Raw genomic sequence first — 23,198 nt, forward strand, 5'->3', positions numbered from 1 at the left:
GCCGTGCGGTGGGGGATCGGCCGGTGGCGGCGTAGCGTGACGAGGGGAGGGTTCGCGCAGGTCCCGAGACGGCGCAGGAGGAACGATGTCCGAACGGGAACCGGACCCGGCGAGGCAGCAGGAGTTCGCGGGTCGTGTGGTGCAGGTGCTCAACGACGCCTGCCTGGGATTCATGGCCAGCATCGGCCATCAGACCGGCCTCTTCGACACCATGGCCGGCCTCGCTCCGTCGACCAGTGCGGAGGTCGCCCGCGCCGCCGGGCTGGACGAGCGCTACGTCCGCGAGTGGCTGGGCGCCATGGTGGTCGGCGGGTTCGTCGAGTACGAGCCGCGGCAGGGCAGCTACCGGCTGCCGCCCGAGCACGCGGCGTCACTGACCAGGGCCGCCGGGCCGGACAACCTGGCCGGGATGATGCAGTACCTGGCCCTGATGGGCGAGGTCGAGGAGCGGATCGTCGAGGCGTTCCGCAAGGGCGGCGGGCTGCCGTACTCCGCGTACCCCCGGTTCCAGGCGCTGCAGGGCGAGGAGACCGCGGCCATCTACGACCTGGCGCTGGTGGACGTCGTCGTGCCGCTGGTGCCGGGGCTCACCGAGCGGCTGCGGGAGGGGATCGACGCGGTCGACATCGGCACCGGGCAGGGCCACGCCGTCAACGTGCTGGCCAAGGCCTTCCCGGCCAGCCGGTTCACCGGTGTGGACATCTCCGAGCAGGGCATCGGCGCGGCCAAGGCGGAGGCCGCCGCGCACGGCCTGGACAACGCCCGCTTCGAGCTGGGCGACTCGGCCGAGCTGACCGGCTCGTACGACCTGGTCACCGCCTTCGACGTGATCCACGACCTGGCCCGGCCGGACCGCGCGCTGCGGGGCGTCGCGGCCGTCCTGCGGCCCGGCGGCGTCTTCCTGATGGGCGACATCGCGGCCAGCAGCCGGCTGGAGGAGAACATCGACCACCCGCTCGCCCCGGCGCTGTACACCTTCTCGACCTTCTACTGCATGACCGTCTCGCTCGGCGAGGGCGGTGCCGGTCTCGGCACCGTCTGGGGCGAGCAGACCGCCCGCCGGATGCTGGCGGAGGCCGGCTTCGGCTCGGTGGAGGTCGAGCGGATCGAGGGCGACCCGCTCAACCAGTACTACGTGGCCCGGCTGCCCACGGCCGCGTAGCGGGCCCGGCCCGGTCCGGGTGGCCGGGGGCGGGGGTGCGGACGTAGGTTCGAAGGGTCCCCGCGTGAAGGGAGGGCGGCGATGACCGGCAACGGCTACGCACACCCCGAGGCGCTGGTCGGCACCGAATGGCTGGCCCACCACCTGGACGACGGCACGCTCCGGGTCGTCGAGGTGGACGAGGACAGCGGGGCCTACGCCCGCGGGCACCTGCCCGGCGCGGTCGGCTGGGACTGGACCGCCGACCTGCACAGCCCGGTCGGCCGCGACTACGCCGACCGCGCGGGCGTCGAGCACCTGCTGCGCGCCGCCGGGGTCGAGGACGACACCACCGTGGTGCTGTACGGCGGCAACGACAACTGGTTCGCCGCCTACGCCTACTGGCTGCTGAGGCTGCGCGGCTTCGGCCCGGTGCGGCTGCTGGACGGCGGGCGCAAGAAGTGGGAGCTGGAGGGGCGCGAGCTGACCGAGGAGGTCATGGACTACCAGCACAGCGCCTACCGGCTGAGCGGGCCGGAGCACCCCGAGGTGCGGGCGCTGCGGGACGAGGTGCTGGCCAAGGCGGAGGTCTTCGCCAAGCCGGGGTCGGACGCGGTGCTGGTGGACGTCCGCTCGCCCGCCGAGTACCGGGGCGAGGCGCTGGCCCCGCCGCACCTGCCGCAGGAGCAGGCGCAGGTGCCCGGCCACATTCCCGGCGCGGTCAACATCCCCTGGTCCCGGGCGGCCAACGAGGACGGCACCTTCCGCTCGGCGGCGGAGCTGCGGGCGCTGTACGGCGGGGAGGGGGTCGAGCCGGAGCGCGAGGTGATCGCCTACTGCCGGATCGGGGAGCGCTCGGCGCACACCTGGTTCGCGCTGACCGAGCTGCTCGGGTTCCCGCACGTCAAGAACTACGACGGCTCGTGGACCGAGTACGGCTCGCTGGTGCGGGCACCGGTGGCCCTGGGGTCGTAGCGCGCGGGGCGCCGGCCTTCCTCCCCTACGGTGAATGGCGGGCCTTCGACTGTTCATGACGCTCCGTCACCTCCCGGAGGCGGCGCGATGTCGGCCTGTATCTTCTTATGAACATCTCATTGTTCAGGCGTAGGCCGGGGGTCGTTGGGACAAGGATCGATCCGACCCGTTGTCCCAGTCCCAGTGACCCTGTGGAGGACCACTGTGCGCAAGAGGCTGATCGTCTCTGCCGCCGCCGGCGCGCTCGCCCTGATCCTGTCCGTCCCCGCCTCCGCCGCCCAGGCCGGCCCGGGCGCCGCAGGCATCGGTGATCCCTACTACCCCTTCGCCGGCAACGGCGGCTACGACGTCTCGCACTACGACATCCGGCTGAAGTACCAGCCCGCCACCGACGAGCTGGAGGGCACCACCACCATCCTGGCCACCGCCACCCAGGACCTCACCCGCTTCAACCTGGACTTCGTGCTCCAGGCCAAGGAGGTGCTGGTCAACGGGCGCGCCGCGTCGTTCGCCATCTCCCGCGAGCAGGAGCTGGAGGTCACCCCGGCCCGGACGATCGCCAAGGGCAGCCCGATCACCGTCGTCGTCCGCTACGCCGACAAGCCCGGCGAGGTCGAGCGCGGCGGGTACTCCGCCTGGCTCCGCACCCCCGACGGCGGCGTGGCCGCCAACGAGCCCGAGGGCGCCGCCTGGTGGTACCCGAGCAACGACCACCCCACCGACAAGGCGACCTTCGACGTCTCGGTGCTGGTGCCCAACGGCACCCAGGTGGTCAGCAACGGCACCCTGACCACCAGCCAGCGCCCCGGCTGGACCCGCTACAACTACCGGCAGACCAAGCCGCAGGCCACCTATCTGGCCACGCTGGCGATCGGCAAGTTCGACATCCGCCAGGACACCACCCCGGGCGGGCTGCCCGTCATCACCGCCTACAGCCCCGACCTCGGCGCCAACGCCGGTGCGGCGCGGGCCAGTGTCGAGCGCACCGGCGAGCTGGTCGACTGGCTGAGCAGCATCTACGGTTCCTACCCCTTCGACACGGTCGGCGGCTACGTGCCCAACGTGCCCACCGGCTACGCGCTGGAGACCCAGGGGCAGATCTTCTACAGCCCGGCGCAGTTCGCCCGCGGCTCCAACACCTCCGTCGTGGTCCACGAGTTGGCCCACCAGTGGTACGGCGACAGCGTCTCCGTGCAGCGCTGGAGCGACATCTGGCTGAACGAGGGCTTCGCCCGGTACGCGCAGTGGCTCTGGTCGGACCACGAGAACGAGGGCACCACCCAGGAGTTGGCGGACTTCGTCTACGACTCCCACCCGGCCGACGACCCGTTCTGGTCGGTCAAGCCGGGCGACCCGGGCGCGGACCACCAGTTCTCCGGCGCCGTCTACGACCGGGGCGCGATCGCGATCCAGGCGCTGCGAAACACCATCGGCGACGACAGGTTCTACGCGATCCTCAAGGGCTGGCAGACCGAGCGCAAGTACGGCAACGCCACCGTCCAGCAGTTCCAGGCGTACGCCGAGCGGGTCTCCGGCCAGTCGCTGGGGGCGCTCTTCACCACCTGGCTGTACACCCCGGGCAAGCCGGCGGCGGGCACCTCGGGCATCGGCGCCGCGCCGGCGGTGGCGGGCCTCGCTCCGGCTGCCGCGGCGGCCGAGCGGCCGGAGCCGAAGTCCTGGAAGAAGATCCAGGAGACCGACTCGGTGCACGACAAGCGGCACTGACGATCGGCCCGCAGTAGCGGGAGAGGCCGGGGCCCGGCCGTCCGGACGTGAGCGGACGGACGGGCCCCGGTGTGTCCGGTGCGCTCAGGCCCGGGCGGCGCGCTCCTCGGTGAGCACCAACTCCTCGATGCCGTACAGGAACCGCTCCATCGAAGGGCGGGGGAGCACCGCCGGGTCGGCGGTCATGGCGAGTTGCAGGGCGGCGGGGGTGCGCAGGGCGTCCAGGGCGTAGGTCAGCCCGGGGCGCGGGTCGAAGTCGACGGGCCAGTCGAGCGTGGTGCGCCCGTCCCCGCCCCCGGTCGGGGCGGGCCGCGCGGCCAGGCCGCTCGGGATCAGCTCGCGGGTGTCGTTGAAGACGCAGGAGCGGTCGGCGAGCGGGACCCGCTCGGCGGTGAGGCGCTCGACCTCCGCGTCCAGCAGCCGCCGGTCGTAGTAGGCGTGCCGGTAGGCGGCGATCGACGCCGCATGGGTGCGGCGCACCAGCTCGCCGAACTCGCCGTCGGCGTCCGGGAGGTGGAGCAGGGCGTCGCCGGCGACCACGCTGACGGCGTCGGTCAGGCCGGACAGGAAGCGGTTGTTGACCACCACCTGGAGCACCGCGTCGGAGCGGTGGGCCAGCCGGGCCGTCATCGCGGCGGCGGCCGCGAGCAGGACGGTGGAGGAGCCGGTCCGGTGCGCGGCGGCGACCGCGTCGACCGCCCGCAGCAGCGCGGGCGAGCTGAGCACGGCGTTCGGGAACCGCTCGGTGGAGCCGGTCCCGGCGGCCCGCTCCCCGGCGCCGTTCGCGGGGAAGAGCCGGGGCGGCGCGGAGCGCAGCTTGCGCAGGGTGTGCGCACGGGCGTTGGCGTCGCGCTTCAGGCCGCGCTCCGAGGTCTGGAACGCGGCCTCCTCCAGCGGCTGCTGGGGCGAGCGGGCGGCCCGGAGGTCCTTCGGGTCGGCGCCCACGGCCAGCTCGCTGAGGTCGCGGACCAGCAGGCCCATGCCGCTGCCGTCCACCGCGGTGTGGGACAGCACCAGGGAGACGTGCCGCACCAGGCCGTCGGCGACCACCAGGCCGACCCGGATCGGCCACTCGGCGGTGCAGTCGAACGGCCGGCCGGCCAGCTCCTCGTGCAACGCGTCGCCGACGGCGTCGAGTTCGCCCCGAGCGGTGTCCGCCGCGCAGTCGCGGACGTGCACCGTCAGCCGGCCGGACGGGTCGACCTGCTGGCGCAGGCCGGCGCCGGCCCGGCCGTCCGGGTCGGCCGGGCTGTCCGGGTCGGCCGGGCTGTCCGTGCCGTCCGGTTCCGGGAGCAGCCGGGTGTGCAGGGAGTCGTGCAGGTGGAGCAGGTGCCCGAGGGCGTCCAGGACGGCCGGCAGCGGCAGGCCCGGGTCCAGCGGGGCGGCGGTGCCGATGTTGAAGCGGGGGCGGTCGGCGGGCGCGAGGCGGTTGACGACGTCCCAGATGGCGCGCTGGCCCCAGGTGGCGGGACCGCTGCCGGAGCGGCCGTCGGTGAAGGGGATCTCCAGTTGTCGACTCGTAGTCACCGTGGTGGGTCTCCGATGCGCTGGTTCGGATGCGGCGGTTGGTGCGGTTGGGTGCGGTGGGAGCCGTCGTGGAGAGTCTGCTGCACCGCCCGGACGTCCGTCGAGACCCGGACCCTAGACGGTTCCCGGCGGGTGGAGGACGCCGCTCCGGGCGACCCGGGCGTACCAGCGGGCGCTGGACTTCGGGGTCCGGGCGAGGGTGCGGTAGTCGACGTGGACCAGGCCGAAGCGCCTGGCGTAGCCGTACGCCCACTCGAAGTTGTCCAGCAGCGACCAGAGGAAGTAGCCGCGGACATCGGCGCCGTCGGCGGCGGCCCGGTGCAGGGCGGCGAGGTGCGCGTGCACGTAGGCGCTGCGGTCGGGGTCGTCCACGGTGCCGTCCGGGCCGGGCTCGTCGGGGTAGGCCGCGCCGTTCTCGGTGACCATCAGCGGCAGCCCGGGACGGCTGCGGGCGAGCCCGGTCAGCAGCTCGTACAGGCCGGAGGCGTCCACGGCCCAGTCCATCGCGGTGCGCTCGCCCGGGGCCTGGTGGAAGGCGACCCGGTCGGCGCCCGGCCAGGGGGAGGCGCCGCCCGCGCCGTGGCCGTCCTCGCGGGCGGGGTCGGCGCCCTCGGGCGCGGCGGAGACCACGGCGGGGGTGTAGTAGTTGACGCCCAGCCAGTCCAGGGGTTGGTGGATCGCGGCCGGGTCGCCGGGGCGGACGAAGGACCAGTCGGTGAGCTGCGCGGTGTCCGCGAACAGGTCCTCGGGGTAGCGGCCGTCCAGCATCGGGCCGAGGAAGACCCGGTTGCCGACCGCGTCGATCCGGCGCACGGCGTCCCGGTCGGCGGCGGAGCCGGTGAGCGGGCGCAGCGCGTGCAGGTTGAGCGCCACCGACACCCGAGCCCCGGCGGGCAGCACCGAGCGCAGCGCCGAGACGGCCAGGCCGTGGCCGAGGTTGAGGTGGTGGGCGGCGCGCAGGGCGGCCGCCGGATCGGTGCGGCCGGGGGCGTGCACGCCGGACCCGTAGCCGAGGAAGGCGCTGCACCAGGGCTCGTTGAGGGTGGTCCACTCGGTGACGCGGTCGCCGAGCGCCTCGCCGGCCAGGGCCGCGTAGGCGGCGAAGTGCTCGGCGGTGCGGCGCTCGGGCCAGCCGCCGGCCTCCTCCAGCTCCTGGGGGAGGTCCCAGTGGTAGAGCGTGGCGACGGGCGTGATCCCGGCGGCGAGCAGCTCGTCGGCGAGGCGGCGGTAGAAGTCCAGTCCGCGGGCGGACGCGGGGCCGCGGCCGGTGGGCCGGACCCGCGGCCAGGCGATCGAGAAGCGGTAGGCGGTGAGGCCGAGTTCGGCCATCAGCCGGACGTCCTCGCGGAAGCGGTGGTAGTGGTCGGCGGCCACGTCGCCGGTGTCGCCCCGGTGGACCTTGCCGGGCGTCCGGCAGAAGGCGTCCCAGATCGACGGGGTGCGGCCGTCCTCGGCGGCCGCGCCCTCGATCTGGTAGGCGGAGGTGGCGGCGCCCCAGTGGAAGCCGGCCGGGAAGCGGAGCGCCGCGGTGGCGGCGCCGGGGTCGGACGGGGTCATGGTGGTCCTCCGGACGGGGGAAGGGGACGGGCCGGTGGCCGACCGCGCCGGCGGCGGTGCCGCCCACGACCTGTCTGCCCGGCGGGACGTCAATGAGGCGCGGACTGACAAATCAGATCGAGTGGTTGATGCTCTCGTCCGGGTGATGCCGGTTCCGTCGCGTCCCGTCTGCGCCAAGAGTGGTGCGCCATGACCACTTTGGATGCACACGCCGCCGGCACCGGATCCACCGCTCCGCCCGCCGGGCCCTCGCGGCGCACCGTCGTCACGATGACCGGGGCCTCGGTGCTCGCCGCCGGGCTCACCGCAGCCTCCGCCGCGCCCGCGACCGCGCTCGCGCCCGCCGTCGCCCCGGCCGAGGTGCCCCCGGGCACCGACGATCAGGCCTGTACGACGGTGGCCCGCGCGATCGCCGTCTACGACGAGCACGACCGGCCGCTCGTCCCCGGCTATCTGAAGATCGTCCGGGACGGCCTGCCGGCCGCGCGGGCACGGGCGACCAAGCGGGTCCTGATCGTCGGCGCCGGACCGGCCGGGCTGCTCGCCGCGGACCTGCTCAACCGGGCGGGCCACGACGTCACCGTCATCGAGGCCAACGGCAACCGGGTCGGCGGCCGGATCAAGACCTTCCGCAAGGGCGGCCACGAGAACGGCGAGCAGCCGTTCGCCGACCCGAAGCAGTACGCCGAGGCCGGCGCGATGCGGCTGCCCGAGAGCCACCCGCTGGTGATGGCGCTGCTCGACAAGTACGACCTGCCGCGCCAGGAGTTCCTGCTGGTGGACGTGGAGGTGGAGAACCCGTCGGTCCGGGCCAACCGGGCCTGGATCCACGTCAACGGCCTGCACGTGCGCCGGGCCGACTACGAGGCCGACCCCCGGGAGGTCAACGGGAGCTTCGGCGTCACCGGCCCCAACCGCGGCCGGACCGCCGCCGCCATCTACGCCGAGGCACTGGAGCCCGTGCTCGCGCTGGTCCGCGGCAAGGAGGGCGCGGCCCTGGTCGAGGGCTGGTCCACCGTCCTGCGGCGCTACGGCCACTGGTCGATGTACCGGTACCTCACCGAGGAGGCCGGTCTGGACACCAGGACCATCGACCTCGTCGGCACCCTCCAGAACGTCACCTCCCGGCTGCACCTCTCCTTCGTGCACAGCTTCCTGTCCGCCGCGCTGATCGACCCGAAGACCAAGTTCTGGGAGATCAAGGGCGGCACGGCCCGGCTCGTCGACGCCCTCTACGCGGCCGTCAAGGGCCGGGTGCGGTTCGACCGGCGGGCGGTGCGGATCGAGCGGGACGGCGGCAGGGTCCGGGTGCACACCGTCTCCGAGGAGGGCCAGAGCGGCCGGGGCGGGGTCACCGAGGTCTTCGAGGGCGACGAGGCGATCATCACCGTCCCGTTCGCCGGGCTGCGGCACGTGGCCTTCGAACCGCCGCTCGGCTACGGCAAGCGGCGCGCCGTCACCGAGCTGCACTACGACGCCGCGACCAAGGTGCTGCTGGAGTTCTCCCGCCGCTGGTGGGAGTTCAGCGAGGAGCAGTGGAAGGCCGAGCTGGACGGCATCGAGGCCGGGCTCTACGAGCGCTACCGCTCGGGCCGGGTCGAGGACTGCCGCCACCTCGGCGCGCACGACTCCGTGCGGCGCCTCGGGGTGAGCGTCCCGGAGGGCCTCAGGACGTGCTTCGCGGACTTCCGGCCGTTCGGCGGCGACCCGGCGGCCGCCCGCATCCGCGGCGGCGGCTCGGTGAGCGACAACGCCAACCGGTTCGTCTACTTCGAGCACGCCCACCCGATGGAGGGCAGCGAGGGCGGCGTGGTGCTCGCCTCCTACAGCTGGGCCGACGACGCGCTCAAGTGGGACGCCTACGCCGACGAGGAGCGCTACCTGCGGGCGCTCGCCGGGGTGCAGGCCGTCTTCGGGCGCCGCTGCGAGGTGTTCTTCACCGCCAGGGGCAAGACCCAGTCGTGGATGCGCGACCACTACGCCTACGGCGAGGCCTCGGTGCTGCTCCCCGGCCAGCACACGGAGCTGTTCCCGGACATCCCGGGCTCCGAGGGACCGCTGCACTTCGCGGGGGACCACACCTCCACCAAGCCGGCCTGGGTCGAGGGCGCGCTCGAATCGGCCGTCCGGACGGCGCTGCTGGTCCACCAGGGCTGACGCGGCCGGACGCGGGAGCCGGACGATCCCCGGGCGCGCGGGGATCGCTCCGGCCGCCCGGTCAGCGGCGGGTGGCGGTGACCAGGTGGTAGTCGAGCAGGCCGTCGCGCCAGGTGCTGAGGAAGTTGCGGGTCCAGTGGCCGCGCGGCACGGCGCCCTCCAGGTACCGGTCCAGCCCCGGCCACACGTCCTCCCCGATGGACTCGGTGCCGATGCCGGTGAAGCCGGCGGCCGCGAGGTCGGCGGTGAACGCGCCGAGCGGGTGGGCGACGTCCAGCCCGTTGGCGAAGCTGCCGAGCAGGATGCTCAGCCGCTCGGCGACGTCCGGCCCGTCGGCGCTGAAGAACGTGGTGACCACCAGCCGCCCGCCCGGGCGCAGCACCCGGGCCGCCTCGTGGGCGAACCCGGTCAGTTCGCGGAAGTGCTGCGCCGCCTCGACCGAGTACAGGCCGTCCAGCGAGGCCTCCGCGAACGGCAGGTCGTCCGCCGAGCCCAGCGAGTAGCCCAGCCGGTCGGGGAAGGTGGCCAGGGCGCGGGCGTTGACGGCGCGGGCGCGCTCGATCTGGTCCGGGTGGATGTCGACCCCGGTCACCGCCGCGAAGCGGAACTCGCAGAGCGCGAGCGCCGCGCCGAGCCCGCGCCCGCAGCCGACCTCGCCCAGCCGCAGCGACTCCCGCGGCCCGGGGAAGGCCCGCAGCACCCGGCGGTAGAGGTCCTCCTGGCTGCGGACGCGGTCCTCCGGAGTGGGCGCGTCGGTGCGGATGCCGCTCCAGTCGCCGAAGTTGATGAATCCGCCGGCGAAGCCGGCGGTCCGTGACAGATCGTCGGCGCCGTAGGTCTGGCGTACCGGTCCGGGGATGCGGTCCTGGCTCATGGCTCGCTCGGGCTCCTCGTGTGTAGTGGCGGCGGCCGCTGGATGGCGGCGACGGGCGGGAGCGCCGGTGCTCCGGGCCCCTCGCGGGCGCGCGCCGCAGTACGTACCCAAACGCGCCCACCACGGAACTACCCGAAGGAAGTGGTTTCGCGCGACAACGTGCAGGCCAATCGGGTTGTGAGTGATACGGGATGATGAGCATGCCTACTGACTCCATTTCCGCTCCCTCGCTCCCGCGGCCCCCGGAGGCACCGCCCGGGCGGGCGGAAGGGCGGGCGGGGCGGGCCGCACGGCTGGAAGACTGGGCGGCGGAACCGTTCGGACCACGACCGTTCGGACCACGGAGGACGAGGAGCGCCGGCATGGGGATGGGCACGGGGGACGGGCGGGTCGCGCCGCCGCTGACCGGTGGTGAGCGGGAGACGCTGCGGGCCTACCTGGACTTCCACCGGGGGACGTTGGCGATGAAGTGCGCCGGGCTGACGGACGAGCAGCTGCGGCAGCGGTCCAGCCCGCCGTCGACCCTGACGCTGCTCGGCCTGGTCCGCCACCTGGCGGAGGTCGAACGGACGTGGTTCCGGCGGGTGGTCAACGGCGAGGACGTCCCGCTGCTCTGGTCCCCGGAGGGCGACTACCAGGCCGCCTACGACACGGCCGGAGCGGACCGGGCGGAGGCCTTCGCGGCCTGGGAGGCGGAGGTGGAGCACGCCCGGCGGATCGAGCGGGAGGCCCCCTCGCTGGACGTCACCGGGTACCAGCCGCGCTGGGGGGCGGAGGTCTCGCTGCGGCTGGTGATGCTGCACCTGATCCACGAGTACGCCCGGCACAACGGGCACGCCGACCTCCTGCGCGAGGCGATCGACGGCGAGGTCGGCGCCTGACCGGGGGAGACGGGGGCCCCGGCCGGCGGCCCCCTGGGCGGGTGGCCCGAGTGACGGGTGTTCCGACGGTTGGTCATGGGGCTTGAGGGGCGGCGCAGTTCGGGACAACGGGCGCTCACCAGGAAAGGTGTGGACCAATCCAGACATTCCCTATGCTCTCACCCTGATCGACTGATCGGACCGCGGTGGGAGTGGCAGTGCGCATCAATCTGCTCGGACGCTTCGAGCTCCAGGACGACCACGGCAGGGTGCTGCCGCGACCCGGTCCCAAGCGGCGCGCGCTGCTCGCCGCGCTCGCCCTGGAACTCGGCCGGACCGTCCCGGCCGAGCGGCTGGCCGGGCTGCTCTGGGGCGGCACCCCGCCGACCGCCGCCCGCTCCGCCCTCCAGGGCCACGTCACCGGCGTGCGCCGCCTGCTCGCGGCGGCCGCCGACGGCGCACCCCCGGCCGGATCCATACCCGAGGACCCCGACGGGCTGCACCTGGTCACCCGCGGCGACGGCTACGCGCTGCTCGGCCACCCCGACGCCGTCGACGCCCACCGCTTCGAGAGGCTCTGCACCGCCGCCGAGCAGCCCGGCGCCGACACCGCGGGCCTGCTGACCACCGCACTCGCCCTCTGGCGCGGGCCCGCCCTCGACGGGTGCGGCTCCGCGCGGCTCGCCGCCGAGGCCGGACCGCCGCTGACCGCCGCCCGCCGGCGGGCCGAGCGGCTCGCCGCCGCCGCACTCGCCCGGCACCCCGGACGGCCCGCGCGGCCCGCGGACCGCAACGGCGCGGCGCGGAGCGGCGAACTGCCGGACGGTCCGGGAGGGTTCGTCGGACGGTCCGGCGAACTCGCCCGCCTCGACGCGGCCGCGGCCGCCGCCGACGGCCGCCCCCTGCTGCTCACCGGACCCGCAGGCGTCGGCAAGACCCGCCTCGCCCGCGCCTGGGCGGACAGCCGCGCCGACCGCTTCCCCGACGGCCGGCACAGTGTCGACCTCCGGGGCGACGACGACACCACCCCGCTCACCCCCGCCGCCGCGCTGGCCGCGCTGCTCCGCGACCTCGGCGTCGGTGCGGTCGGCGGCACCGACGAGAGCGAACTCCCCGCCGACACCGCCGGACGCACCGCCCTGCTGCGCACGGTGACCGCCGACCGCCGGCTGCTGCTCCTGCTGGACAACGCCCGCTCCGCCGAACAGATCGAACCCCTGCTGCCCGGCCACCCCGAGGTGCTGGTCCTGGTCACCGGCCGCTCCGGGCTCACCGCCGACCTGGTCGCGCGGCAGGGCGCCGTCCCGCTGCCGCTCGGCGCCCCGGCTCCCACCGAGGCGGTCGGCCTGCTCGCCGCCGCGGCCGGTCCCGGGCCGGTCGTCCGGGAACCGGAGGCCGCCGCGCGGCTGACCGCGCTCTGCGACCAACTGCCCTTCGCGGTCGGCGTGGTGGGTGCCCGGCTCGGGGCCGGTGGCGGCAGCGCCGCCGCCCTGGTGGAGGAGCTGGCCGAGGAGCGGCGGGCGGGCCCGGACGGGGCGGCGGCCGCCCTCCGGGTGGCGCTGCGGGCCCTGTCGCCGGAGGCCGGGCGGATCCTCGCGCTGACCGGGCTGCTCCCCGGCGGGAGCCTGGAGGCGCGGGACGCCGCCGCGCTCGGCGGGGTGCCGGAGCCCCGGGCGCGCGAGCTGCTCGCGGCGCTCACCGCCGCCCGGCTGGTGGAGCCGGCCGGGCGGGGCGGGTTCGAGCGGCCCGGCCCGGTCCGCCGGTACGCGGGCGAACTCGCCGCCGGGCTCCCGGCCGAGGAGCGGGCGGCCGCGCTGGGCCGGCTGCTCGGCCGGTGGGCGGACACCGCCGAGGCGGCCTCCGCAGGTTCGGCCGAGGCCGGGGAGCCGGGCGGCGGCGGGGAGCGGGGCGGCGCCGCGGCGTGGTTCCGCCGGGTGCGGCCCGCGCTGCCGGCCCTGGCCCGCGCCGGTGCCGCGCACGGCCTCGACGCGGCGGTGTGGCGGCTCGCCCACGGCTGCGGGCCGCTGCACTACCGCGACGGCGCCCACCCGGACGCGTGGGAGGAACTCGCCCGGGAGGGCCTGGCGGCGGCCGAACGCCTCGGGGACCGGGCCGCCCGGCTCCGGCTGCGGACCGACCTGGGCCTCGCCCTGGTCTCCCGCAAGCGCTTCGCCGAGGCCGCCGGGACCGCCGAGGAGGCCGTCGCCGAGGCCGCGGGCGTCGACGACCTCGCCGTCCGGGACCGGTGCCTCACCGCGCTGGCCGGCGTCCTCGCGGTGTCCGGGCGCGGCTACGAGGCCATCGCCGTGCTGGAACGCGTCGTCGCCTCCTGCGAGGCGCGCGGCGACGACCCGTCGACCGCCCGCGCTCTGGACCACCTCGCCCACTGCCTGCATCGGGTCGGCGAGGCGGAGCGCGGCCTCGCCCACACCGACCGCGCCCTCGCCCTCGTCCGCGACCGCCCCGACGACCCGCTCCAGGGCGCGCTGCGGTTCAGCCGGGCGGAGGCCCTGCGCGTCCTCGGCCGGGTGGAGGAGGCGCTGGCCGCGTCGCGTGCGGCACTCGCCGTCGCCGAGGAGCGGGGCGACACCCGGCTCGCCCTGCTCGCCCTCGACTTCAACGGTGCCGTCCTCGCCGAACTCGACCGCCCCGGGGAGGCCGCCGACTGCTGGCGCCGCGCCCTCGCGCTGCACACCGCCGAGGGCCGCCCCAACCCGGCCCTGGCACGGCGGTTGGCGGCGCTGGGCGGGTGAGGTGGTCGGCCTCGGTGGTGAGGGTGGTGGGGTTGGCCGCGGATCGCCCCGGTCCAGCCCCGGCGCGGCGGTCGGCGGCGCTGGGCGGGTGAGGTGGGGTGTGTCAGCGGCGGCGGGGGAGGGGGGCGGTGAGGACAGCGAGGGCGAGGGTGAGGACGGCGAGGCCGGACCAGGAGACGGCGGGGAGGCGTTCGCCGAGGGCGGTGACGCCCAGGACGGCGGCGACCGCCGGTTCGGCGAGTGTCAGCGCGGTGGCGGTCTGGGCGGAGGTGTGGCGCAGGCCGCGGCCGAAGAGGCGGTAGGCGAGGAAGGTGGTGACCACGCCCAGGTGCAGCACCACGAGCAGCCCGCGCGCGGTGGCCGGCCAGTGCGGGTCGCCGATCAGCGGCACGGGCAGGACCAGCACGGCGGCCGCGCCGAACATCGCGCCCATCACCCCGGCGGACGGGTGGCCGTGGGCGATGAGCCGGCCGCCGACGAGCGAGTAGGCCGCGTAGGAGAGTCCGGCGAGGGCCGCCAGCAGGACGCCGGGCAGGTCCATCGGGGTGGCGCCGCCGCCGAGTCGTGGGCCGAGCACCAGCAGGGCGCAGCCGAGTACGGCCGTCGCCGTGGCGCACGTCCAGCGGGCGGTGGGCCGGGGGCCGCCGGTCAGCCAGGCCAGCAGGCCGGTGAAGACCGGGGCGCTGCCCAGGGCGATCACGGTGGCCACCGCCACCCCCGTGCGGGCCACGGCGGGGTAGAAGGTGAGCGGGTACCCGGCCACCGCGAGCGCGCCCAGGAGCAGCAGCCGCCGTTCGCGGGGGGTGCACGTCCGGGGCAGGGAGCGGGCGGTGCGGTCGGACAGCAGGAGCAGCAGCCCGCCGAGCACCAGCCCGGCGCAGCCGATGCCGGCCGCCGGGGCGCCGGCGGGGGCGAGTGAGCCGGCCGTGCCGGTGGTGCCCCACAGGACGGCGGCGGCGAGGACCGGCAGCGGTCCGGCGAGGGTGCCGGGACGGCGGGCCCCGGCGGTGGGTGCGGGAGCGGGCTCGGACGCGGAGGCGGACGGGGACGCGGGCGTGGAGGTGTGGTTCGGCACAGTCGTGGACTTCCGTTGTCGAATTCCGGGATTCCGGCAGGCGGACTGGATTCGGAACGGGCGCACGACACGGACCCCCGGCGCCCTGGCGGGCCGGTCGGGGTCGCGGGATCAGGACTGCCGGTGTGTGCGCCCGGTCAGGCGGACAGCGGTGGCAGCACGACGTGCCAGTACGAGGTCATGCGGCGATGCTACCGCCCGCCGCCGACGGCCCGGCCGGGGCCGCGGTGAACGCGGGACGGGCGGGCAGCCGTACTCGTCACCGTGACGGTGATGACCACGGGACGTGGTGCTGGCAAGCTGGCTGCCATGGCGGAAGCGGTGGGCGAGGCGGGGATCCGGGGGCTGGTCGCCGGCTGGCTGGCGGTCGAGCCGGCCGAGGACGACGGGCGCGGCGGGGCGGACGAACGGGCCGTCGGCGGGTGGGCGGTGCCCCCGGCCGACGGGGCGGCGGTGGTCGCGGCCGCCCGCCGGCTGGCCGTGGACGGCCTGGGGCGGCGCGGGCCGCGGACGGTGGTCCCGGACGGGCTGCGCAGGATCGCCGAGGCGCTGGTGGTCGACGAGCACCCCTCGGCGGCGCGGTGGACGCCGCTGGAGCGGGCGCAGGCGGTGGAGTGGGTGGCGCTGCTGCTGCACCGCTTCGGCGAGGACGGCGTGGTCGCGCTGACCGAGGCGCTGGCGGGGACGCCGGTGGACCCCGGGGCGGTGGACCCCGGGGCGGGGGACCCGGCGGCCGGGCGGTCCTCAGCCGGCTAAGGCCCGCAGCCGTTCGTCGAGTTGGCGGACGACCGAGGTGTCGCCGAGCCGCTTGTACAGGCCGCGGGCCGAGCGCAGCGTCCCGACCGCCTCCGGGGCGCGGCCGGAGGCCAGCAGGAAGTCGGCGAAGTGCCGCTCGGCCACCGCGTGCGGGTGGACGGCGCCGGCGAGCCGGCAGCGTTCCAGGGTCTGCCGCCAGGCGCTCTCCGCCTCCGTGGACCGGCCGAGCAGTTGGAGGGCGTGCGCCTCGTTGATCATCGCGGACAGCTGGAAGACGGCCAGCGGGTGCTCGGAGAGCAGTGCCCGGGCCTCGCGGGCGCGCCGCAGCGCCCGTACCGGCTCGCCCGCCATCCCGTACAGCCCGGCGGTGTTGCTGAGTGCGTAGGGGGCGTGCTCGGCATGGCCCTGCGCCTCCGCGAGGGCGATCGCCTGCTCGCCCAGGCGGACCGCCTCGGCCGGCCGGCCGCCGGCCGCGGTGGTCACGGCCAGCACGGTGAGGGCCTGCACCCGGACGGTGTCGCCCGTCCCGTCGGTGCGGTCGACCGCGCGGCGGGCCAGCCGGTGCGCCTCCGCCGTCCGGCCCCGGCCGCTCAGGGCGCGGGCCGTCACGGCCTCCATCGCGGCGACGGCCGCCGGGTCGCCGGTGCGGCCGGCCGCGTCGAGGCCGGTCCGCAGGCAGGCCAGCCGGTCCGCGCGGCGGCCGACGCTGTAGTAGAGGCCGTCGGCGCGGTAGGCGAGCTGCCAGGCGCGGTGGGCGTCGCCGCCCTCGGAGACGGCGGCGACCAGGCCGCGGACGGCGGGTTCCTCGGCCTGGAACCAGTCGAGGGTCGAGCGGACGGTGGGCAGGCCCGCGCGGACGGCGCGGACCGCGCGCCGGATGCCGCCGCCGGTGCCCGCCCGGGTGGCGCCGGGGGCGGGTTGGAGCAGGGCGGCGCCGCGGGCCACCGCCGCGAGGTAGTGGTCGGCCAGGGCCTCGGTGGCCGCGGTCCGCTCGTCCGCGGGCCGGGCGTCGAGGAGTTCGGTGCCGTACAGGCGGATCAGGTCGCAGCGGCGGTAGCGGCCGGGGGAGGTCTCGGTGAGCAGGTGGTGCGCGGCGAGCGCGGCGAGGGCGTCGCCCGCCTCCGCGGGGGCGGCGCCGAGCAGCGCGGCGGCGGCCGGGACGTCGGTCTCGGTGCCGGGGTGGACGGCGAGCAGGGCCAGCAGGTGGGCGGCGGTGTCCGGGATGTGGGCGAGCGTCAGGTCGAGGGCGGCCCGGAGGCTGCTGCTTCCGCGGGTGTCCAGGGCGTTCAACCTGGTCCGCTCGTCGGCGAGTTCGGGCAGCAGGTCGGCGATCGCCCAGCCGGGGCGGGTGGCCAGCCGGGCGGCGGTGATCCGCAGGGTGAGCGGCAGCCGTCCGCAGAGCTCCGCCAGCCGGTCGGCGGCCTCGGGCTCGGCGGCCACCCGGGCGCGGCCGAGCAGGTGCTCCAGCAGGCGGCGGGCGTCCTCGGCGGGCAGCGGGCCGAGCCGCAGCGGGGCGGCGCCCTCGGTGACCACCAGGTCCTCCAGGCTGCTGCGGCTGGTGATCACGGTCGCGCCGTACGGGCCGGACGGCAGCAGGTCGGTGAGGGAACGGGCGTCGCGGACGTTGTCCAGCACCACCAGCAGCCGGCGCTCGCGGGTGAGCGAGCGGAAGAGCGCGGCGCGGCCCGCCCGGTCGCCGGGCAGCGCGGCCTGCGGCACGCCGAGGGCGAGGAGGAACCGGCCGAGCACGGCGGCCGGTTCGGCGGGGCGGCCGGGGCCGAAGCCGTTGAGGTCGGCGAAGAGCCGCCCGTCCGGGAAGGCGGCGGCGGCCTCGTGCGCCCACCGTACGGCGGTGGCGGTCTTCCCGGTGCCGGCCGGTCCGACCAGGACGCCGACGGCCCCGCTCTGGCCGATGCCCCCGCCCTGCCGCAACCACTCGCCGAGTTTCCGGAGTTCGGCGGTACGGCCGACGAACCCGGTGGTCAGGCGGGGGAGTTGGTCGGGAGAGGCGCGGTGGGCGGCCGGAGCCGGAGTGAACCCGGTCGCCTGGGACGGGATTTGGCCGGGGCTTCGGCCCTCGCCCCGCGCACCGGAGGCGCGAGGGGTGGGCTTGCAGCTCGCGAACGGCATCGGCGCCGAGGCCGGGTGGGGGGAGCGGGGGGCGGTGGCGGGCACGGCGGCCGCGGTGGTGCCGCCCTGGCGGGGGAGGCCGATGATCCGGGCGGGGGCTGCGGGGGCCGCGGGGACCGGCGGTCGCGCCGGCTCCTCGGTGAGGAGTCCGGAGACCGCCGACCGCAGGGCGGGGCCGGGGCCGACGCCGAGGTCGGCGGCGAGCCGGCGGCGGGTCCGGTGATAGGTGTTCAGCGCGTCCCAGGGACGGCCGGCCTGGCTCAGACAGAGCACCAGCAGGGCGGCGAGCGGCTCGTTCCAGGGGTCGGACTCCAACGCGCGGTCGAGTTCGGACACACCGTCCGCCCCGAGGCCGAGCCGCAGTAGCCGCTCGGCCCAGGCCTCCAGCGCGAGCGCCCGGCCCTTGCGGAGGCGGTCGGCGATCGCGTCCCGCAGGTCGGTCTCGGGCAGGTCGGCCAGGGCTTCGGGACCGTTCCACAGGTCGAGCGCCCGGCGCAGCAGACCGGCCGCCGCCTCGTCGCCGGCCGGGGCGTCCTCCGCGGCGGCCTGCGCGACCAGCTGCTCGAAGAGCAGCGAGTCCACCGCGTGGGCCGGGCCGTCCAGCCGGTAGCCCGGCGGACGGGTCGACAGGACGAGGTCGGAGCCGGCGATCAGCTTGCGCAGCGCCGCGATGTGGCCCTGCAGGGCGGCCCGGGCCTGGGCCGGAGGCGTGTCCCCCCAGAGCAGTTCGAAGAACCGTCCGACCGGCACGGTGCGGCCGAGTTCGAGTGCCAGCAGGGCGAGCGTGGCACGCCGCTTGGCGGCGGCGGGCTCGACGGGGCGGCCGTCGGGGGTCCGCAGTTCCACCGGGCCCAGCAGCCGAACGAACACGGATTCTCCCAGGTGAGAGCGGGTGGACGAGGGGTTCCCGTCCGATGCGGGGCGCAGTCTAGCCACGGCGAATGTTCGGTTTGTGACCTTCGGTGGATGCCTTGGAGAAGGTGTGGATCGGGCCGCCCGGGGGGTTGACGTGAGCCCGTCCGCCGTCCCCGCGGCGGCGGGCGGGCGCCGATCCCCCGGTGGTCATGGACGGCGGCCGGGGCGGTGCGGTTGCGGCGCCGGCCGTGGCGGTGCGGCCGGACCGGCGTGTTCCGGGGGCGAACGAGGCTCCGGTGCCGGGCGGTCGGGCCCGCCGGGGCGGGGGCGGAGTGGCGGATGTGGCGGGTGGGTCGGGTGGGACCGCCGGGGAGCGGGAAGGCGGCGGACGGGACCAGGGTCCCGGGTCGGCCCGGCCGTCCGGTGCACCGCGCGTGCACGGAGGGTGCGGAGGAGTGCGCGATGGGGAGGGCCGGCCTGCCCGATCGGGAAGCCGGTGCGGAGGCCGTCGTGGCCGGTGGAACGGACTTCGGGGCCGTGTGCGGACGACCCGTCACGGCTGTTCAACGGTTGGATCGCGGCGAAGGGTTCACCGGCCGCCGCGGTGGCGGTCGGGGCGGGGTGCCCGTGAACCCGGGCCTCCGGATGCGCCGTGGACAGAAGTGGCGGGGCTGTGGCGGTTCCGCGGGCTTCGAACGCCGGAAGGGCGACCATGCTGCGAATGAACGGGCCGCTGCGGATCACCGTCCTCGACAAGGACGCCTATTACGACCAGCGCGTGGTGGTGCGCACCCCGTACGGCACCTTCGTGCTGGAGGGGCGGACCGGTGCCTCGCTGGACGTGCGGGCCGACGATTGGGAGATGGAGCTCCAGCACTGCGTGCCCGGTGTCGGCTGGCGGCCCAACGTCCGGGTGCTGCCGTATCCGTGGCAGACCTCGCGGAGCGGTCTGCGCAGCCGGATCGTGCGCAGCAAGGACTGCGACTGGCCCAACGGCGACCCCACCGAGCGCAACCTCATCCTGCGGCTGTCCGCGACGGTCGCCGAGCGCCCGGGCGAGGCGGCGTCCCCCACGGAAGGGCTGGGCCCGGCCACCCGCGACGGGATGCGGACCAGCGGCGGCGGGGCCGTCGGCGTGGTGGGAGGTCAGGCCCCGGCCGCGGCCCGGGCGACGGTGGCCGGGCAGGACGCGGCCGCCGTCCCGGCGGCTCCGGTGGCCGGCGTGCCCGCGTACACGGCGCGGACGGCGTACGCGGCGACGGCGGTTCCGGGGGTGCCCGCGCACGGCGGGGTGCCCGGGTACGGCGCGAGCACGGTTTCGGGCACGGTTTCGGGCACGGCGGCCGTCGCGGGGGAGGTACCGGCTGCCGGGGCCGGGCAGTACGGGGCCCTCGTCCCGGCGGTGCGCAGGGATTGCGGGAACGTCCAGCCGCAGGCGGCCAGGCTGTCGGTGGGCCGGGTGCTGCCGGCGGAGTCCGCGGCACCCGTCGCCGCCGCGCCCTCCCGTCCGGCGGTGACGGGCACCCCGCTGACCGCACCCGTGGCGACGGCCCCCGAGACCTGGGCGAGCGGGCGGTAAGGGGGAGCCGTCGGCCGGGTGCCGTGCGCGATGGCGGTCGCGGATTCGGCGGTGCCCCGTCGTGGTGGCGTGGTGGGCGGGCCGTTTGGGGTGCGCCGGTAGGGGGTGCCGCCGGTCGGATGCCGTGCGCGGGAGTGTGGGCGCGCGGCCGGTGGTTCTTCGGTCGGTCCGCGTGGTGTCGACCGAGACCGGTGTCCGCCGTGCCGGGTGGCGGCCGGGCACTGGGCACCGCCGTGGCGGACGCCCCGGTCCGCCCGTCCGGATCCCCGCTGCAGATCCGGACGGGCGGGGCTCAGGGGGCGGGGGTGTCGAGGTCGACGCCCGGGGTGAGGTGGAAGCGGGCGGGGGAGTCGGCCCGGGGGCGTTCGGCCGCGGGCATGGTGGCGCGGCGCTCGAGCCAGGCGCGGAGGCGGGTGAGGGCGTTGCGGTTGCGCTCGGAGGGGTCGCCGCCCGATTCGCGCAGCAGGACGCAGGCCGGCCGGGCGTCGTCGGCGGGCACCACGCCGACGACGGAGAACGCCGTGCCCGGCGGGAACACCGCCTGGGCCGGAGCGTCGCCGGAGTCGAACACCGAGGTGCGCCGGCCGGTGGCCGACCAGACGAGGAACTCCACCGAGCAGCCCGGGAGTTCGGATCCGGGCGCGGTCAGTCCGGTCAGCGGTGCCGGCTCGCGGAACTGCCGGCCGGTCGGGTAGTGGGCCAGCAGGGACTCCGGGTCCGGCCCCGGCCCGGCGCCGAGCAGGACGGCGCCGTGGTGGCTCGGCAGCCGGCGCAGGCCGGAGCCGAGGCAGTGCAGGAACGGCCGGAGCTCCGGGTCCCCCGACCGCGCGGCGGCCACCAGGGCGGCGCGGGTCGTGGGGATGCCGGTGTCGGTGTGGTGGAGCAGGACGGCGGCCAGGTCGGGTTTGAAGTCGTCCTGGGAGGTGGAGCGCAGTCCGGGGAGCCGGGTGGCGAGCTGCTCCAGCCGGCCGGTGCAGCGGTGGTAGTGCTCACCGAGCAGGGTGCGGACGGCGTCGCGTTCGGCGGGACTGGTCCCGGTCACCGGTGCTGGGCAGTCGTCGATGCCGAAGTGGCGGGCCGCCGTTCGGCGGGGCGGGGCGGCGGAAGCCTCGGCGTCCGGCGACTCCTCGGCCGGTTCGCCTGCCGGTTCGCCTGCCGGCTCGGCTGCGGCTTCGGCTACCGGTTCGGGCCCGGGCGCCGTCTCCTCCGGCGCGGCCGTCGGGGACGGCGCTTCGGTGTCGGGCTCGGCGGGCGCTCCAGCCGGTGGCTCGACCAGGGGGACCTCGGGGACCCGGAAGGCGAGGGGCGCGCCACCGGTGGTGGGCCTGGCCGACGGGGCGGCCGGGGCGGCCGGTTCGGCACCGGCAACGCCGGCACCGGCAACGCCGGCACCGGCAACGGCGGTACCGCCGACGGCAGGCGAGGAAGCGGCCGGTTCGCCCGCAGGCTCCGGGGCGCGGCGGGACGGCGCGGTGGCCCCGGCGGAGCTGCCGGTGGCGGGGGCGGCGGTCGCCCGGACCGGCGTCGGCAGGGGGACCGGCAACGGTTCCGGCTCGGGCACCGGGGGCACCTGGTGACGCGCCGGCAGTTCCGCCCCGGCCTCCGGCTCCGGAGCCGCGGGCACCCGGTGGGGAGGCGGGAGCTCGGCCCGCGCCTCGGGCAGGCCGGCCCGCCCGGGGCCGGCCGCTCCGAGGGCCGCCGGGGCCGCCGCGGCCGCCGGGACGGTCGGCGCCGTCGGAGCCGGGCGCGGCGCGGCGGTGGGGCGGCCGATGCCGATGCCGTACGACACCGGGGCCACGCTCCGAGGCCCGTTCAACGGCTGCTCCGCGCCGAGCCACTCCAGCTCGTGCATCCGCGCCACGAAGCGGGCGACGCGTTCGACGTCCGGTTCCAGCAGCCCGTGGACCAGCAGGCCGAACCCCTCGGCGGCGACCGACGGGAGCCGGTCGAGCAGGGCGCCGAGCTCCTCGAAGGCGTCGGCGGGCACCGGGCGGTCGCGCTCCCCGACGATCAGCAGCGGACGGGCCGCCTCCGGGCGCCGGAAGCGCGGGGTCAGGACGTGCGGGGGTTCGGGCCGCAGCCACAGCCCGGCGGGGACGGCCTCCAGCGCCCAGTGCGGGAAGGCCCGGAAGACGGCGGGCCCGTCGGTGTGCCAGTCGGCGCCGCCGTTGCGCCAGGCGGCGGGGGTGGTGGGGCTGCCGGGGGCGGTGGCCAGACGCAGCAGGAACGGCTCCCAGCCGGCCCGGCCGCCGGCGTCCAGGATCCGCGAGGTGGGGCCGCCGGGGCCGAGCACCGGCAGGCCGATCGCGGCCTGCACCGGCCGGGCCGTGCGGGCGGCCAGCGCGCCGGTGAGTGCGGCGAGTTGGTCGGGGGCCGCCCAGGGGGCGCTCACCAGCGGTCGGTCGGCGCCGAGCGGCAGGGCGAGCACGGCCTCGGTGAAGTCCGCGGGCAGCAGGACCGGCCGGCCCGGGGTGCCGATCAGGACCACGGCGTTGCCGGGCGGCGCGGCGGCCAGCCGGAGGTCGGGCAGCGGGGTGGTGGACGGGTCGCCCCGGTCGGTGAGCCAGAATCCGGCGGGCAGCCGCAGGACCCGTACGGCGTCGGCCCGGCCACCGGGGGCGGGCGTCGGCACGGGCGCGACCACCGGCGCGGGAGCGGGCACGGGAGGAGGGGCGGCCGCGGGCGCGGAGGCGCCGATCGTGTCGTTGATCCGGCGCGGTGCCTCACCCGGTTCGCAGCGCCACCAGGACGAGGCCTCGACCGCGCCCGCGGGGTCGGTGACCTTGAGGTTGCCGCCGGGCGTGATCTCCACCAGGCCGTCCGGCGCGACCACGGGCACCCCGGCCCGCTCGGCGACGACCTCGGCCGGCCGCCGCCCGTTGGGGGCGAGCGCGGCCAGGCCGGAGGCGGCGAGCACCAGGTGCGCGGCGCCCCGGGCGCGGGCGATCACGCCGAGGTCGGCCATCCGGTCGCGCAGGACCTTGGCCGAGTCGGGCGCGGCGGCGACCACCACGACGGCGTCCGGGACGGGCCGCAGCGCGCCGACCGCCGCGGACAGCTCGTCCTCGCGGGCGGTGGACGACGCGATCACGAAGTGCGGACCGACCGCGCGGAGCACCGACGGGCCCGGGACCGGGGCGGCGGCCCGCGCCGGGACGGGCAGGGCGGCCGGCGTCGGCGCGGGACCGGACGCCGGCGGTGGCGCGGGCGCGTCGGCGCCGCCCCCGGCGGGCC

The 23,198-nt window shown here is 76.8% G+C and carries 13 protein-coding genes and 1 pseudogene; 8 read left to right on the top strand and 6 right to left on the bottom strand.

Annotated elements, in window-relative coordinates; genetic code table 11:
* Positions 1–85: 85 nt before the first annotated feature.
* From ACFVFS_RS12575 to ACFVFS_RS12585, 3 genes are all read left to right on the top strand, one after another.
* Positions 86–1,162 (top strand): class I SAM-dependent methyltransferase, encoded by a 1,077-nt coding sequence (locus ACFVFS_RS12575; protein ID WP_380623137.1) that lies wholly within the window; start codon positions 86–88, stop codon positions 1,160–1,162.
* Between the two features lie 81 nt (positions 1,163–1,243).
* Positions 1,244–2,116, top strand: coding sequence for a sulfurtransferase (locus ACFVFS_RS12580; RefSeq protein WP_380623139.1), 873 nt, complete (start codon positions 1,244–1,246; stop codon positions 2,114–2,116).
* Between the two features lie 204 nt (positions 2,117–2,320).
* On the top strand, positions 2,321–3,841 hold the full coding sequence (locus ACFVFS_RS12585; protein WP_380623141.1) for a M1 family metallopeptidase: 1,521 nt from the start codon (positions 2,321–2,323) through the stop codon (positions 3,839–3,841).
* Positions 3,842–3,925: 84 nt separating this feature from the next.
* Here ACFVFS_RS12585 and ACFVFS_RS12590 read toward each other — a convergent pair whose 3' ends face one another.
* Both ACFVFS_RS12590 and ACFVFS_RS12595 read right to left on the bottom strand, forming a co-directional pair.
* Positions 3,926–5,368: a condensation domain-containing protein gene (locus tag ACFVFS_RS12590; protein ID WP_380623143.1), complete on the bottom strand. Its 1,443-nt coding sequence runs from the start codon at positions 5,366–5,368 to the stop codon at positions 3,926–3,928.
* A 114-nt stretch (positions 5,369–5,482) separates the two neighbouring features.
* Complete coding sequence (locus tag ACFVFS_RS12595) at positions 5,483–6,925, bottom strand: GH1 family beta-glucosidase (protein ID WP_380623145.1); 1,443 nt, start codon at positions 6,923–6,925, stop codon at positions 5,483–5,485.
* Between the two features lie 189 nt (positions 6,926–7,114).
* Between ACFVFS_RS12595 and ACFVFS_RS12600 the strand changes: the two genes are divergently transcribed.
* Complete coding sequence (locus tag ACFVFS_RS12600) at positions 7,115–9,082, top strand: flavin monoamine oxidase family protein (RefSeq protein ID WP_380623147.1); 1,968 nt, start codon at positions 7,115–7,117, stop codon at positions 9,080–9,082.
* 61 nt (positions 9,083–9,143) lie between these two features.
* On the opposite strand, the gene ACFVFS_RS12605 is transcribed toward ACFVFS_RS12600, so the two are convergent.
* Entirely contained in the window at positions 9,144–9,956 is an 813-nt protein-coding gene (locus tag ACFVFS_RS12605) for a class I SAM-dependent methyltransferase (RefSeq protein WP_380623149.1), read from the bottom strand.
* Positions 9,957–10,318: 362 nt separating this feature from the next.
* Here ACFVFS_RS12605 and ACFVFS_RS12610 point away from each other — a divergent pair, with 362 nt between their 5' ends.
* Both ACFVFS_RS12610 and ACFVFS_RS12615 read left to right on the top strand, forming a co-directional pair.
* Positions 10,319–10,837, top strand: coding sequence for a DinB family protein (locus tag ACFVFS_RS12610; RefSeq protein ID WP_380623151.1), 519 nt, complete (start codon positions 10,319–10,321; stop codon positions 10,835–10,837).
* A 197-nt stretch (positions 10,838–11,034) separates the two neighbouring features.
* Positions 11,035–13,569, top strand: coding sequence for an AAA family ATPase (locus tag ACFVFS_RS12615; protein WP_380623153.1), 2,535 nt, complete (start codon positions 11,035–11,037; stop codon positions 13,567–13,569).
* Positions 13,570–13,672: 103 nt separating this feature from the next.
* Here ACFVFS_RS12615 and ACFVFS_RS12620 read toward each other — a convergent pair whose 3' ends face one another.
* On the bottom strand, positions 13,673–14,644 hold the full coding sequence (locus ACFVFS_RS12620) for a DMT family transporter (RefSeq protein WP_380623155.1): 972 nt from the start codon (positions 14,642–14,644) through the stop codon (positions 13,673–13,675).
* 273 nt (positions 14,645–14,917) lie between these two features.
* On the opposite strand from ACFVFS_RS12620, the gene ACFVFS_RS12625 reads away from it, so the two are divergent.
* Positions 14,918–15,400, top strand: coding sequence for a hypothetical protein (locus ACFVFS_RS12625; RefSeq protein ID WP_380623157.1), 483 nt, complete (start codon positions 14,918–14,920; stop codon positions 15,398–15,400).
* Here the strand turns inward: ACFVFS_RS12625 and ACFVFS_RS12630 are convergent.
* Positions 15,389–18,400, bottom strand: a complete 3,012-nt coding sequence (locus ACFVFS_RS12630; protein ID WP_380623159.1) for a BTAD domain-containing putative transcriptional regulator — start codon at positions 18,398–18,400, stop codon at positions 15,389–15,391. The two genes, ACFVFS_RS12625 and ACFVFS_RS12630, sit on opposite strands and share 12 nt — an antisense overlap.
* A 706-nt stretch (positions 18,401–19,106) precedes the next feature.
* On the opposite strand from ACFVFS_RS12630, the gene ACFVFS_RS12635 reads away from it, so the two are divergent.
* Positions 19,107–19,964, top strand: a complete 858-nt coding sequence (locus ACFVFS_RS12635) for a hypothetical protein (protein WP_380623161.1) — start codon at positions 19,107–19,109, stop codon at positions 19,962–19,964.
* Positions 19,965–20,256: 292 nt separating this feature from the next.
* On the opposite strand, the pseudogene ACFVFS_RS12640 reads toward ACFVFS_RS12635, so the two are convergent.
* Positions 20,257–23,198, bottom strand: a pseudogene (locus ACFVFS_RS12640) (hypothetical protein); the annotation flags it as partial.

This window comes from Kitasatospora sp. NPDC057692 (assembly GCF_042799475.1).
Taxonomy (GTDB): Bacteria; Actinomycetota; Actinomycetes; order Streptomycetales; family Streptomycetaceae; genus Kitasatospora.